This window comes from Paenibacillus sp. Soil766 (assembly GCF_001428105.1).
Lineage (GTDB): Bacteria > Bacillota > Bacilli > Paenibacillales > NBRC-103111 > Paenibacillus_E.
Genome location: NZ_LMSJ01000058.1, coordinates 249844 through 264084 on the forward strand (window position 1 = coordinate 249844; position 14241 = coordinate 264084).

11 protein-coding genes, 1 riboswitch and 1 other annotated feature are annotated in these 14241 nt (G+C 45.5%); of the genes, 2 read left to right on the forward strand and 9 right to left on the reverse strand.

Annotation, left to right across the window (positions count from 1 at the left end; translation table 11 throughout):
* Positions 1–219 precede the first annotated feature (219 nt).
* The 7 genes from ASG89_RS32135 to metA all read right to left on the reverse strand — a co-directional run bounded on the left by ASG89_RS32135 (position 220) and on the right by metA (position 9497).
* Positions 220–870, reverse strand: a complete 651-nt coding sequence (locus tag ASG89_RS32135) for a 3D domain-containing protein (RefSeq protein WP_057315414.1) — start codon at positions 868–870, stop codon at positions 220–222.
* A gap of 207 nt (positions 871–1077) precedes the next feature.
* Positions 1078–3012 carry a threonine--tRNA ligase gene (gene thrS / locus ASG89_RS32140; RefSeq protein WP_057315415.1) on the reverse strand — a complete coding sequence of 645 codons (1935 nt, stop codon included), beginning with the start codon at positions 3010–3012 and terminating at the stop codon, positions 1078–1080.
* A 396-nt stretch (positions 3013–3408) separates the two neighbouring features.
* On the reverse strand, positions 3409–4356 hold the full coding sequence (locus ASG89_RS32145) for a putative sporulation protein YtxC (RefSeq protein WP_057315416.1): 948 nt from the start codon (positions 4354–4356) through the stop codon (positions 3409–3411).
* Between the two features lie 546 nt (positions 4357–4902).
* The gene (gene mqnC / locus ASG89_RS32150) at positions 4903–6039 is read right to left on the reverse strand and encodes a cyclic dehypoxanthinyl futalosine synthase (RefSeq protein WP_057315417.1); all 1137 of its coding nucleotides are present in this window, start codon (positions 6037–6039) and stop codon (positions 4903–4905) included.
* 135 nt (positions 6040–6174) lie between these two features.
* Positions 6175–7353 (reverse strand): trans-sulfuration enzyme family protein, encoded by a 1179-nt coding sequence (locus ASG89_RS32155; protein WP_057315418.1) that lies wholly within the window; start codon positions 7351–7353, stop codon positions 6175–6177.
* A complete protein-coding gene (locus tag ASG89_RS32160) occupies positions 7350–8519 on the reverse strand; it encodes an aminotransferase class I/II-fold pyridoxal phosphate-dependent enzyme (RefSeq protein WP_057315518.1) in 1170 nt (389 codons plus the stop codon). Before ASG89_RS32160 ends, ASG89_RS32155 begins: the two co-directional genes overlap by 4 nt.
* A 33-nt stretch (positions 8520–8552) precedes the next feature.
* On the reverse strand, positions 8553–9497 hold the full coding sequence (metA, locus tag ASG89_RS32165; RefSeq protein ID WP_057315419.1) for a homoserine O-acetyltransferase MetA: 945 nt from the start codon (positions 9495–9497) through the stop codon (positions 8553–8555).
* Positions 9498–9613: 116 nt separating this feature from the next.
* Positions 9614–9740: riboswitch (SAM riboswitch) on the reverse strand.
* A 252-nt stretch (positions 9741–9992) separates the two neighbouring features.
* Between metA and ASG89_RS32170 the strand changes: the two genes are divergently transcribed.
* Together ASG89_RS32170 and corA are read left to right on the forward strand one after the other, a co-directional pair.
* Positions 9993–10232 (forward strand): hypothetical protein, encoded by a 240-nt coding sequence (locus tag ASG89_RS32170; RefSeq protein WP_235550004.1) that lies wholly within the window; start codon positions 9993–9995, stop codon positions 10230–10232.
* A gap of 304 nt (positions 10233–10536) precedes the next feature.
* Positions 10537–11475, forward strand: coding sequence for a magnesium/cobalt transporter CorA (corA, locus tag ASG89_RS32175; RefSeq protein WP_057315421.1), 939 nt, complete (start codon positions 10537–10539; stop codon positions 11473–11475).
* Between the two features lie 74 nt (positions 11476–11549).
* Here corA and tyrS read toward each other — a convergent pair whose 3' ends face one another.
* Together tyrS and ASG89_RS32185 are read right to left on the reverse strand one after the other, a co-directional pair.
* The gene (gene tyrS / locus ASG89_RS32180) at positions 11550–12806 is read right to left on the reverse strand and encodes a tyrosine--tRNA ligase (RefSeq protein ID WP_057315519.1); all 1257 of its coding nucleotides are present in this window, start codon (positions 12804–12806) and stop codon (positions 11550–11552) included.
* 60 nt (positions 12807–12866) lie between these two features.
* Positions 12867–13129: a binding site (T-box leader), on the reverse strand.
* A 65-nt stretch (positions 13130–13194) separates the two neighbouring features.
* The gene (locus ASG89_RS32185; RefSeq protein ID WP_057315422.1) at positions 13195–14208 is read right to left on the reverse strand and encodes an HRDC domain-containing protein; all 1014 of its coding nucleotides are present in this window, start codon (positions 14206–14208) and stop codon (positions 13195–13197) included.
* Positions 14209–14241: the final 33 nt, after the last annotated feature.

The following is a 14241-nucleotide window of genomic DNA, read 5'->3' on the forward strand; positions in this document are numbered from 1 at the left end:
GGATCTCCGTTTTTCCAACATAGCTATTTGTTATTTATTTTGGTTTTGAGTGTTGTTTTGTTGTTGCTGCTTATTAGGTACCGCTACTTCAGTAGCAAATTCCGTGTCTTGCGCTGCTTTCTTGTTGTTCTTGTTCTTTGCCATATCAATCACCTCCTGTATGAGTATCTTTTCCCAAACAGGTTTTTTTATGAATTTATTTTTTTACAAAATTGAACATTACAATGCTTTGGCTGGAGCCAGTATTTCATCCTTAAGCTGCTTCCAAATAACCTCTGTGACTTTGCCATTCCCTTTTTTAACCACGAACACCTTGACCGTCTTTTTACCCCATTCTTTATATACCTGATCTTTCGTATTGAAATAAAGATCAATTTTCTTCCCTTTAATCGCACTCCCTGTATCGGCAACAACCCCGTAACCGTAACCCGGAATAAATAGTACGGTACCTAGCGGGAACACTCTGGTGTCTGCCGCGATTGTCGATAATGCCTTATCATCACGCATGACCCTAATACCAGAATACGTGATGCCATAAGTAGGATGATCTGGATTCTTTCCTGTTGATTCTTTACCCGCAGAATACCCGGTCGCTGTTACTTCAACTACCGTGTATTTAGATAAATCAGAATCCAAATTGGGAATAAAGCGGTAACTTACTTGTTGTTGATGCTCCTGTGCAACAGGGCGTGCAACCGGCATTACCGCGCCTGCTTGATTGTCCCGCTGATTTTGTATATGGGAATCGGTGTTTGCCGCCCTATAGTTCCCTTGATTGCTAGCCTCTTCTCCGAAAAGCACGACCATAACGGTAAGCACCATCCATGCCAAAATCCATATGGATTGCTTCGAAGTATCGGTTATTTTCATCGTTTTAAGCCTCCCCCTACTAATGTAGGCTTTCCATTTCCTTTCATCACTAAACCTCCACATACAGACTCACTGTATAACATGTCCTTCTTTTAACCACTTATTCACATTTTCAAACAACTTATTTACATCGAGAAGGATTATGGAAACGCAAAAAAGCAGAGAAGTGACGAGCACTTCTCTGCTTCTTATAGGAGCAAACGGGAGTTACAATTTGTTTTTGATTTCTTCTTGAATCATGTTGATGACTTGATCAATCGGCTGTGTACCTAGATCTCCTTGACCCCGTTTACGGATGGACAGGCTGTCATTCTTCACTTCGTTTTCACCAACAACGAGCATGAAAGGAATTTTCTCCAGCTGGGCTTCCCTGATTTTGTAACCTAGCTTCTCGTTCCGATTATCCGCTTCAACGCGAATACCAGCTTCTCTTAGTCGGTCTGTTACTTGATTCGAGAATTCTTCAAATGCTGGCGATACTGGAATAACTTTCGCTTGAGTAGGCATCAACCAAGTTGGCAACGCACCAGCGAAATTCTCCAGCAAGAAGGCTGTCATACGCTCCATTGTGGAGATGATTCCTCTATGAATTACGACAGGGCGGTGCTTCTGACCGTCTTCGCCTGTGTATTCAAGCTGGAAACGTTCAGGCAGTAAGAAGTCGATTTGTGCAGTCGAAAGTGTCTCTTCCTTCTTCAACGCTGTCTTGATTTGAACGTCTAATTTAGGGCCATAGAATGCTGCTTCACCTTCCGCTTCAAAGAAAGGCAAACCAAGCTCTTCAACAACCTCACGAAGCATACGTTGGGAAGTTTCCCACATCTCATCATCCTGGAAGTACTTCTCTGTATCCTTCGGATCGCGGTAGGAAAGACGGAAACGATAGTCAGTGATCCCAAAGTCCGCATACACTTGACGGATTAACGTAACAACGCGGGAGAACTCTTCCTTAATTTGATCCAAACGGCAGAAGATATGAGCGTCATTCAATGTCATGGCACGAACGCGGTGCAAACCAGTCAAAGCGCCTGACATTTCATAGCGGTGCATCGTACCGAGCTCAGCAATCCGAACCGGAAGATCACGGTAGCTGCGCATATCACTCTTATATACCATCATATGATGCGGACAGTTCATTGGACGAAGAACAAGTTCTTCATTGTCCATGATCATTTTCGGGAACATATCTTCGCTGTAGTGCTCCCAATGTCCGGATGTTTTGTATAAGTCAACGTTAGCAAGTACAGGTGTGTATACGTGTTGGTAGCCTAGACGCTCTTCCAAATCAACGATATAACGCTCCATTGTACGTCTAAGCTTCGCACCATTCGGCAACCAAAGCGGTAGGCCTTGACCTACTTCACGTGAGAATGCGAACATTTTGAGCTCGCGGCCTAGTTTACGGTGATCCCGCTTTTTTGCCTCTTCTAGTAAGTGCAAGTGCTCATCCAATTGTGCTTTCTTAGGGAAAGCAGTTCCGTAAATACGTTGCAGCATTTTGTTTTTGGCATCTCCGCGCCAGTAAGCACCAGCTACACTCAACAATTTGAACGCTTTAATGCGTCCTGTTGATGGCAAGTGAGGTCCGCGGCACAGGTCAAAGAATTCACCTTGGTCATAGATTGTAAGAACAGAATCTTCTGGCAGATCACGGATCAATTCAAGCTTGAATGGATCTTCCATCTCTGTGAAAATGCGAATCGCTTCCTCACGGGAAACAACGCGGCGTGTAATCGCCAAATTTTCGTTTGAGATGCGTTCCATTTCCTTCTCGATTTTGACCAAATCTTCAGGATTCAGCGGAGTTTCCAAATCGATATCGTAGTAGAAGCCGTCCTCAATCACAGGACCGATTCCTAGTTTAACGGCTTTATTGCCATAAATACGTTTGATCGCTTGTGCCATCAAATGCGCTGTACTGTGACGGTACATTTCTAGTCCTGCTTCGCTATCTAGCGTTAAGATTTCAACATCAGCATCATGATTCAAAGCGAAGGATAAATCCACGGATTTGCCGTTTACTTTACCACCCACTGCATTCTTCTTCAGACCAGATGAAATGGATTCCGCCACTTGCTCAATCGTAGTCCCCACTGCATACTCTCTCACTGCGCCATCTGGTAATTTTACTTGTACAACCATCTTCCCTGCCTCCTAATTGTGTAAGTGAATAGTGAATTGAACGCAAAAAAGCACACTTCATCCCATAAAGGGACGAGTGCGCTCAGCTCGTGGTTCCACCCTAGTTCGATTCGCTCAAACCCAAAACTGAGAGACTTTTAGCTCCGCTAAAAGATCCCTATATTAGGTAAGTCGAATCCTCATCAGCATTCGTTAACGGGAATGATTCCGGTACTGTATAGTATCGCACCTGCAAGTCAGGTCGAATTCCACAATACGGCTACAAAGGGGTAAACGATCCGATTCGCTGAAGGAGATTGCAGCCTGGTCTCCTCTCTCTGAGCAGTTCATACAGAAAGTTCTTGTCTTTGATACTAACGCCTTCGCTCACTATTATAAATGGCGAGAGGGACAAGGTCAAGGGGATAGTTGATCCTGCTTTTTGGCATCTCCGAGATAAAGGTCGCACGTGCGGCAATAACTGCACACCGATGTACGATCTTCGAAGATTTGCCCTATCGTCTTAATAATCGTTAATTCAGGATCCCGTGTATGAATGTAAATGTTGGCAGGTGAGACCGTGATCAGTGTACTCACGATCATATCCTCGAAATTGATGTCCTTCTCCAACATCTCCATTCGGAAGCTAGCATCGAATTCATTCGCATCAATGGGCTCCATTCGATCATTCAGAATGACGAACTCGTGGCCACCTTTGTGAATGAGATGTGCTGCGGGTATCTTGGCCTCTTGAATGTAGACGAAATATTGTAGGAGTGAAATAAATTCCTGATACTGGCGGTCCATCATAAACTCATCAATCGCATATTCGGCAATTTCCCTTAGTTCTTCCCTGTACTCCTGAATTCGGAATTTGAGGAAGCCATCTAAGCTGATCTGCGGATTCTCTTCGAGCAATGCGTTTATCTGCTCCTTGAGCAGCCCAATACGACGAAGCCGGCTTGGGGAGCTATTCATCAGCGGCAACCCTTCCAACCCGCTCTCTTGGTTCAAGGATAGCTTACAGTAACCTTCGATAGCCTCGATGTCTGTCTGCTTTTCGTACTTAAAATCCTTGGTGATCAAGTTACGTAAAATGTTGGATTCCTTGTCCGCTACAATGTGGCAAGCCAACACTTCAGCTAGGCAAGCTCTTATTTGAGCTTCATGAATATGTGGATCGTGGATCACACTTCCTGCTTCCGCTTCCACATAAATAAAAGCACGTGTTTCACTCCAAGTATAGGTAGCCGTTAACCCATTTTGGGCGATATGTAAATGCTGCAGCGCTTGATTCACCTGTGCGCTTAGCGAACGTACATAGGATTCCTCGACATTGATTAGGGCAATTGCAAACAGTTCCATGTGCTCACTCCTTCCATCTATGCATCCTCCTCTTAAGAGTATATGGTCGATGCGAGAGAGATATACAACGAACAATTTGCCATTTGCGGGATCGTGTCTGCATGCAGCAATGACGGGATTTAATAGCGAGCTGCGCGCAAGCATGCAAAAAAGGAGCAGCACATAGCTGCCCCTCTCGAAAATAAGGATGGCTTTTACAGTTGTTCTAACAGAATCTTCACCAGTAAGAAAGGGAGAGCACCAATGGAGACGAAAGCAAAAAGGAACCCTTGGATAAAGCTTTTCAACAGCTTCACAAAAATCACTCCGATCTTCAATCTCAATTTGTGGTGTTCCCCAATTGTACTCTTATTGACCTCCGGTTACCTGAAGCTAAGATTAATTTTCGCTTAAAGTGTGGAAGGAATAGTGGGTTTTGGCCTCGGTTTCACACGAGATAGTCCGTTTTGTCGACTATCTCGATGCCATCGACCTCAAGACAAAAAACGCTTACTCATACAAATCCACAAGTGGATTTAATATATGATAAGCGTTGTCATCTACATCTTAGTTCTGCATCACAAAATCACGGTCAATCTTCACGTTCTCGTCGTCGAACACACGCAGAATCTGATATTTCGTGTTCCGCTGCGCAGGGATTTTGCCTGCTTGACGGATGATGTCCAATGTCGAGGACACGTTAACTTTGTGCGTGGTGCCCGCCGCGGATACAACGTTCTCTTCGATCATGGTGCTGCCGAAGTCGTTGCAGCCATAGCTAAGCGTCTGCTTACCAACCTCAGGTCCCATTGTGACCCAGGAGGATTGGAAGTTCGGCACGTTGTCCAGCATGATGCGGGAGATCGCCAACGTTTTCAAGTACTCCTCAGGCGTAACTTTCTCCGCCTTCATATTCGTGTTGTCCGGTTGGAACGTCCACGGAATGAATGCCAGGAAGCCTGGTGTGTTCAGCTTCTGCAGCAGCACATCGTCTTGCGCATCACGGATACGCAGCATATGCAGAGCACGCTCTTCCATGGATTCGCCGAAACCGATAACCATCGTTCCTGTCGTGTGCATGCCTAGCTTGTGTGCTGTCTGCATGACGTCCATCCAATCGCGCCATGAACCTTTCAGCTTAGAGATCTTGCGACGCGTGCGGTCATCGAGGATTTCTGCTCCGCCGCCTGGCAAGGAATCAAGTCCCGCTTCATGCAATTGACGAACGATTTCCTCAAGCGATAAACCGCCGGAAACGTCTTTCATTTTCATAATTTCAGCTGGTGAAAAGGAGTGCATCGTGATATCGAAGCGCTTCTTAATTTCGCGTAAAATATTCGTATAATAGCTGAATGGCAGATTCGGATTCGTACCGCCTTGCATGAGAATCTCGGTACCATCGACATCCAGGGTCTCCTGAATCTTCTGGAAGATCGTTTCATCTGGCAGTACATACCCTTCGGCTGAGCCTGGTGGGCGATAGAATGCACAGAATCGGCAATACACATCACAGATGTTCGTGTAGTTGATGTTTCGCCCAATTACGAAGGTCGTGATCGGATCGGGGTGCCACTTTTTCATAATCTGATTAGCCGTGTTGCCAATTTTCTCTATTTGATCGGATTCGAATAGCGTAATACATTCTTCTACATTAATTCGTCCGCCCGCTTGTGCTTTATTTAAAATGCGATCGATCGGTTTCATAGCAACTCACTCCTTTACTTTCTGAAGGCTCGTATCCAGTAATCGTACCATATTCATGCCAAAAAAGCAGCACGGGGCTGCTTTTCCAGTCGTAATTCCTATCCAAATATGAATAATTTCTGAATAACGCGACACTTAACCGCGCAAAGCTTGTTCCAAATCTTCAATGATATCTTCAATATCTTCTAGACCCACCGAATATCTCACAAGACCATCCGTAATGCCGCGCAATAAACGAACTTCCTTCGGCATAGCAGCATGTGACATCATAGCCGGATAGGACAAGATACTCTCTACCGCACCCAAGCTTACAGCTACTAGCGGGATCTTAACTTTACTAAGCAACTTCTTCGCTTTCTCGCCAGAGCCAACATCGAATGAGACGACAGCTCCATAGCCAAGCGATTGCTTCTCATGTATTTCTCTACCTGGGTGGTTAGGCAGACCTGGGTAGTAAACCACGTCGATATCTGGCTGCTCAGTCAACCATTGTGCTAATCTGCGAGCGCCTTTCTCGGACATTTCCATACGGGCTTGCAATGTTTTCATACCGCGTATGAGCAGCCATGAATCTTGAATGCCGAGCACGTTCCCCATGCCATTCTGAATTTGCTTCATTCGACGACCGAGGCTGTCATTCGCTACAACAGCTAGTCCAGCCAACACATCACTGTGACCGCCAAGGAATTTCGTTGCACTATGCAGCACGATATCAATGCCTAGCTCAATTGGACGTTGATGATAAGGTGTCATGAACGTATTATCCAGCATCGTAAGTAGATCATGCTCTTTTGCAAAAGCGGCGATCTCACCGATGTCCGTGATGCGAAGCGTAGGATTTGAAGGCGTCTCGATGAAGACGGCTCTTGTATTCGAACGAAGCGCCGCTCTCACCTGAGCAATATCAGTCATATCTACAAATGTAGATTCCACGCCCATGCGATTCATAATCGTAGTCAGCAAACGATAGGTACCGCCGTACACGTCTTCCGTACAAATCACATGATCTCCCTGCGACAACAACATCAACGCAGAAGAGATGGCCGCCATACCAGAGGCGAACGCAAAGCCACGCGTACCGCCTTCCAGCAATGCGATGTAATCCTCCAACGCTTGACGTGTCGGGTTACCTGACCGTGTGTAGTCATACTCTTGGTTCGTTTCCAAATCAGCCTGATGAAAGGTTGAAGCCTGGTACAGCGGCACACTGGATGCCCCTGTTGCCTCATCAATTTCAGCGCCGAAATGGATCAGTCTTGTGGCAAATTTGCCATGTGCTTTGCGTTTCTCTTTGTCTGAAGGGGAATTGCTCATGATTGCGAAGCTCCTTCCAGCTCGGCCTGCGCCGAATCTAGGGCATTCGATAAATCAGCGATCAAATCATCGATATGCTCAATCCCAACGGAGAAGCGAAGCAGACGGTCATCGACACCAATTTGCTGTCTAATTTCAAGCGGGATGTCCGCATGTGTTTGTACAGCCGGGTAGGTCATTAAGGATTCAACCCCGCCTAAGCTTTCTGCGAAAGCAATCAGTTTGATATGACGAAGAATCGGTTCAATTAAGCGAGCATCCTTCACTTTGAAGGAGAATATTCCCGTATTCCCGCTGGATTGTTTATTTTGGATCGCATAACCTGGATGAGTTTCCAGCGCTGGGTAGTACACATCTGAAATTAGCTCATGAGTTAGCAAGAAATTCGCAATCGCTGTAGCATTCTGTTCATGACGTTCCATGCGCAAAGCGAGGGTTTTCATTCCTCTCATCAGAAGCCAGCTGTCTTGCGGTCCAAGCACGGCGCCAATGGAGTTATGGAGAATAGCCATTTGTTCCGTAAGCTCTTTCCCTTTGGTAACAATCAGACCTGCTAGCACGTCATTATGTCCGCCCAAATATTTCGTCGCACTATGGATAACGATATCAGCCCCAAGTTCAATTGGGCGTTGTAGATACGGCGTTAGCAGCGTGTTATCAACGATGGAGACGATGCCCTTTTTACGGGCCCATGTACACACAAGTTCAAGATCTGTGATCATCATCAATGGGTTCGTTGGTGTTTCAATAACGAGGCCCTTCGTATTAGCCTGATAAGCACCTTCAAGTGCATCCAAATCATTCGTATCTACATAAGTAGCCGTTACACCAAAGCGGGACATAATTCTTTCCAATAGGCGATACGTACCACCATATAAATCCAAGGAAACAATCAAATGATCTCCTTGGCTGAAATAGGCGAAAATCGTTTGCAATGCCGCCATGCCTGAGGAACATGCAAAGCCTGCATCTCCGGACTCGAGCTGAGCAATCGCGTCTTCAAGTACCTTACGCGTTGGACTTTTCGTACGCGCATAATCAAATCCAGTGCTCTGTCCTAACTTAGGGTGGCGAAACGCAGTTGATTGATAAATAGGAAAGCTAACAGCACCTGTAACAGGTTCTTCGATAGAGCCAATTTGAGCGAGACGACTTTCGATTTTCAACAAGGGAATTCCTCCTCAGGATGTGGGGTCGATTTACAATTGCGAACTTGCCAAGCTTTCATTAATGTTAACTGTCAATTCAAAAGGTGTTTCTTGATATACATAATAGTTCAGCCAGTTTGAGAACAGCAAATTCGCATGTGCTCTCCAAGTGTTGTAAGGCAGTCTACTCGGATCGTTATTCGGGTAATAATTATTCGGGATATCGATCGGCAGCCCTTTGGCCACATCGCGATCATACTCCCATTTCAAGGAACAAGCATCATATTCCGAATGTCCAGTTACGAAAATATGCTTACCATCGCGCGTTGCGACGATATATACGCCAGACTCATCGGATTCTGATAATATTTCTAAATCCGGACATCGCTCGATATCTTCACGCGTAATATCTGTGTGGCGTGATTGCGGAACGTTGAACACTTCATCAAAGCCGCGCAACAACTTCGTGTTCGGAACACTCACCGTATGTGGGAATACACCAAATGTCTTCTTCTCTAGCGCATATTTCCGTACGCCGAAATGATGATATAATCCTGCTTGAGCCGCCCAGCATATATGCAGGGTGGAAGTGACGTTCCGCTTGCTCCATTCAAGAATCTGCGTTAGCTCTTCCCAGTAATTCACATCTTCGAAATCCATTTGCTCTACAGGGGCACCAGTAATAATCATACCATCCAGCTTATCGTCTTTGATATCATCAAACGTTTTGTAAAACATATCTAAATGTTCGTGGGACGTATTTTTGGAAGTGTGAGTTTTGGGATGCAGCAGCACGAACTCTACTTGCAGTGGCGTGTTCCCGATCAAGCGCAACAGCTGCGTCTCCGTCGTTTCTTTAGTCGGCATTAAGTTAAGCAGTGCAATGCGAAGTGGACGAATATCCTGATGATACGCGACGGATTCATCCATGGTGAAGATGTTCTCTTGGTTTAAAATTTCTTTGGCAGGCAGGTTGTCAGGAATCTTGATCGGCATCCTGTTCACTCCTCTTCATTAATTTAGGTTTAGGTTAGGTACGAATTGTATGAAAAGCAAAAATGACCTTCTCTGGAATCAGAGAAAGGCCATAGAAAATCAAAGTCAATGTCCTTCTCTTATCTCCCAGATTCGCTGTAAATAGCGTTTCCGCAAGAATTAGCACCGTGCTCCCCTTTATACAAAGGTTTGTCGGTTGCCGGGTGTCATCGGGCTAGTCCCTCCACCTACTCTTGATAAGAAAATAAAACGTATGCGATTAGCATTATCATACTATAAAATAAACGAAAGTCAAGATGATTAGGCTTGTACGTTTCCGTGATTGCAAGAAATTAGTATGTGTAGCCAAGTAATCAATAAAATGATACAATTTGTATTGTGACAAGCTGTTTCAAATGTGGTGCTTTAGGTTAATATTAAAGATTAGCTTTACAGATGATGTTTTTAATCGAATAAGAATTTATGAGAAAATCACATTCTAATGTGGACGAAGAAATGAGGGCTATGATGTCAACCCAAACATCCGATAATTTCTCTGCATTCGCTTCCTTACATCGTTATTTTGCGTTAATTGAAACCGACAAACCCACACAAGAACAAGCCGAAATCGCTGTCTCACAGCTTCACCTCGTTTATGGGGCAGTAAGTGAAGAGGATCTGATGCAGCGCGGCGGACCTGAGATTATTCAAATGTACACAGACGTCAAAAATACGATTTTAAATGCCGCCAAGTAAGTTTTGGCGGTTTATTTTTTTGCACAGTCTTAACCAAATCTCCATAAGCTATCTTAACGACAATTTCCCTTATTTCATCAAACTTTTTGGCTTGAAACAGGGTATACGAACGGGTATACTAGACAAGTATTCGACACGGACGAAAAAAGGAGGGCATACGCTTGGACGGAGAACCGAGGAGTAGTACCTGCACGGTCATCAGTTATCAATTTCAAAATGTCGGAATGAAGTCGGTTCATCCATCATCCAGAGCATTGCTCTTCTAGATGCGCTAACCGGATCATTCCATCAAAGGGGTGGGCATATGAAAACACGGTTGGTTCAAAATGGTATTTTTACGTTAGTTGAAGATGTGACCGCTGCGCTTACACCTCCAAGTCAAGGCTTTTACTGGATTGATGCAGGGATCGAGGATTTAGAATTACTACAACCTCTATTTCATTTGCACGATTTGGCCGTAGAAGATTGTCTTAGTGAGGAAGAACAGCGTCCTAAGATTGAATTTTATGATTCCCATTATTTCATAGTGATTAATAGCATTCGTTTCGATGATGAAGAAATTTTCCTCCGCGCACTCAATCTCTTCCTCAGCAAGCATGTCATTATTACCGTTACGAGGCAAAAAATTAATGAACTGCGCGCGCTCAAGCCCTTCCTCTGGGAGGAAGAAGTGAACAGCGCTGATCGTTTTCTCTATCACTTAGTCGATTTAGTTGTCGACAACTATGTGGCGGTCGGTGACCGAATTGAAGCCAAAATTGAGAAGCTGGAAGAAGATATTCTGATGGCGACGAAGAAGTCGCATTTGAATGAGATTATCGGTCTCCGTTCTGAAATTTTATGGCTCAAAAAGGTGCTAGTTCCTCAACGTGACGTCATTGGGACACTTGGTAAAAAAGAGCTCCGATTGATCGATCATCAGCTCCAGAAATACTTCGGAGACATCTATGAGAATGCCGTCAAAATTGTTGATACGTTCGATACGCTGCGCGACCTGATGGGGAACTTACGAGAAGCTTATCAATCCAGCCTCGCGAACCGAGCCAATGATATCATGCGTGTGTTTACCGCATTGACGACGATCTTCATGCCCTTGACCTTCATTACGGGTGTCTTCGGGATGAATTTCGATAATATTCTCGGCTTGCATCTAACCGCTCATGGGGATGAAATTGTGCTAGCCTTTATGGGCGTCCTCGGCATCGCCATGTATGTGCTGTTTCGCAAGAAAGAATGGCTGTGAGCCGATCCTCTGAATCATTAGATACAAGGTGACTTCAAGCAAAATGCTGAGAGGTCACCTTTTTTGTATCTAGTTCACGCAAGCTTGATTTTGACAAATTTCCGCTTCCCAACTTGCAGAATATCGCCATCCTCCGGTGTGATTTGCGCATGAATATCAGTCAGCTTCTGTTCGTTAATTTTCACTGCTCCTTGCTCCACGCTCCGCCTAGCTTCCCCATTCGAGGCATGCAAAGCTAAATGGACTAACAGCTTAATAATCGATATCCGTCCTTCGACCAATAGATGGCTGTCTAGACTTATTTCCTCAATCTCGTCAGGCAATGCGCGCTTCTGGAAAACAGTAATAAAATGCTGCTCCGCCTCCTCGGCCGCTTCCACACCATGGTACATCTCAACATACATCTTCGCCAACCTAAGTTTGGCATCTCTTGGATGGACCGTACCCGCTTCAAGGCCATGCCGCAGTTCTTCGATTTCCGCATTCGACAAAGCTGTTGTTAACTCGAAATACTTGAGCATGAGCGTATCCGGGATGGACATGGTTTTACCGAAAATGTCATTCGGCTGCTCATCGATGCCGATGTAGTTGCGGAGGCTTTTACTCATCTTCTGCACGCCATCCAGTCCTTCGAGTAGCGGCATCAGGATCGCCACCTGACCTTCTTTCAACTCATAGGCCCCTTGAAGTGTACGCCCCATCAAGATATTAAAGGTCTGATCGGTTCCACCTAGCTCAATATCACTTTCTAAAGAAACCGAGTCGTAACCTTGCATAAGCGGGTAGAAAAACTCGTGCACATGTATCGGCTGATTCGTCGAATACCGCTTGGCAAAGTCATCTCTCTCCAGCATGCGAGCAACCGTCACTTTACCAGCAAGTCTTAGCACATCATCGAAGCGCAGCTCACCTAGCCAAGTGGAATTATAGTAGAAAGATGTTTTGTTTAAATCCAACACCTTGGCTAGCTGTGTCTGGTACGTTTGCGCGTTGTGCTTCACATCCTCCTCCGAAAGCTGCTTGCGTGTCTCGGATTTCCCAGTCGGATCTCCAATTCGACCCGTGAAATCACCAATAATGAGCTGCACCTCATGTCCCAAATCCTGGAATTGACGAAGCTTGTGCAGGACGACCGTATGTCCGATATGGATATCCGGTGCAGATGGATCTAATCCTAGCTTTACTTTCAACGGTGTCCCTGTCACAACCGCCTTCATAATCTTCATCTTCAGCGCTTCTTCCGGCACAATTTCCGCTGCGCCGCGTCTGAGGATATGCAATTGATGCTCCACTTGTTGCTGCTGCTCTTTAGTAAGTTTATCCCATAACAACATACGATCCCTCCATTCGATTGGTTATAAAGAAAACAAAAAAGACAACCTCAACGTCCACAAAGGGACGAGAAGGTTGTCTCGCGGTACCACCCTAATTAAAGAGAGTAGTTGCACGCCTACTGGCATGCGGTTTCTCTTTCACTTAGAAAATTAACGACAAATCATTTGCCGGGTGCAAGCTACTAATGCTCGGATGAGCACGTTCCCTCCACCAACTCAGAACTGTAATTCGGACAACATGCTTGCATCGGTTTGCACCTTCCACCGACTCTCTGCTCCAGCGGCATTTGTCCTACTTCGGGCTTCGCCCATGTTCGTCATCGCTTTGACGGATATTAGATTATTGAACATTTAATCATATTCCGCTGGCTTTTGTCAATGTACATTAGCTAGCTGCTTGGATCGCATTTCTTTCCTTCTCTCTGCGATAACGTAACCGAAGCAGACGCAGCCATTCATAAGCACGGTCTAACTCTTTCCCCTTCAGCTCCTCCGTCCCGATGAGACTCTTGAGAACGGGCTTTAAATAGCGATCACCCTCGGATTCATACGCATTCCACGCTTTAATCTGCTCTTCCTCAGGAATCGAAGCAAGTTCGGCTTCCACGAGAGGATCCATATCGTAACCTTCACGGTCCAAATCTTCAACCCACAGCAGCAATTCCCTCCGCGGCATCGTCAAATTCGCCTGAAGATCGGCCAAGCTGCCGCCTCCAGCAACCAGTTCAAGCAACTTGCGTTTGCTAACCTCTCGATCAAGCTCAATTCGCAGCTTTTGCTCCTTCTGAGCGAGTAGCCACCCCTCGAACTTCATCGTATCCACATAGTTGGCAACCCAATCCAATGGAAAACCGTTCGTGCGTGCGCTACTGCCAATCCGACCAAGCAATTGATCGGCGTACTGCACTGTTTTCTGCTCACCGAACCCAGGAATTTGCTGAAGTTCTTCCTTGGTCTGCGGCAAGAATACAGAAATCATCCGTAGGACACGGTTCGTTGCGAGGATATATGGCGCCTTCTTCTCACGAGCCGCTTGCTCACGACGCCAAGCACGCAGTGATTCGAACACCTCTTCATTCGGATTCTCCTCACAGTAATAGGTTAGCATTTGTGTCATTTTCGCCTTACCTGATAGTCCTTGCGTAAGATCCAATTCCGTGTGTACCAACGGCCGGAAGCCACTTCTAATTTTCTCACGTAAGCCTTGACGGAATGAGAATAGCATCTCATCCCAGCTTATGCCTTGGAACCATTCATCTTGCTCAAGCTTACCAACTAAGTCAGGTTCACTCCAATACACACTCCAAATCCCTTGTTCCTCAACAATCGATACCTGCGCGGAAATCACTTGCCCATCCCCCGAATTCTTCTCTAACGTGTTCAGAAATACAATATTCATCCTTCAATTCCTCCAGACCTGTAACGAATTTTG

Coding starts and splice junctions, on each gene's coding strand:
- ASG89_RS32135 (WP_057315414.1), bottom strand. CDS start 870: ATGAAAATAACCGATACTTCGAAGCAATCCATATGGATTTTGGCATGG.
- thrS (WP_057315415.1), bottom strand. CDS start 3,012: ATGGTTGTACAAGTAAAATTACCAGATGGCGCAGTGAGAGAGTATGCA.
- ASG89_RS32145 (WP_057315416.1), bottom strand. CDS start 4,356: ATGGAACTGTTTGCAATTGCCCTAATCAATGTCGAGGAATCCTATGTA.
- mqnC (WP_057315417.1), bottom strand. CDS start 6,039: ATGAAACCGATCGATCGCATTTTAAATAAAGCACAAGCGGGCGGACGA.
- ASG89_RS32155 (WP_057315418.1), bottom strand. CDS start 7,353: ATGAGCAATTCCCCTTCAGACAAAGAGAAACGCAAAGCACATGGCAAA.
- metA (WP_057315419.1), bottom strand. CDS start 9,497: ATGCCGATCAAGATTCCTGACAACCTGCCTGCCAAAGAAATTTTAAAC.
- ASG89_RS32170 (WP_235550004.1), top strand. CDS start 9,993: ATGAGGGCTATGATGTCAACCCAAACATCCGATAATTTCTCTGCATTC.
- corA (WP_057315421.1), top strand. CDS start 10,537: ATGAAAACACGGTTGGTTCAAAATGGTATTTTTACGTTAGTTGAAGAT.
- ASG89_RS32185 (WP_057315422.1), bottom strand. CDS start 14,208: ATGAATATTGTATTTCTGAACACGTTAGAGAAGAATTCGGGGGATGGG.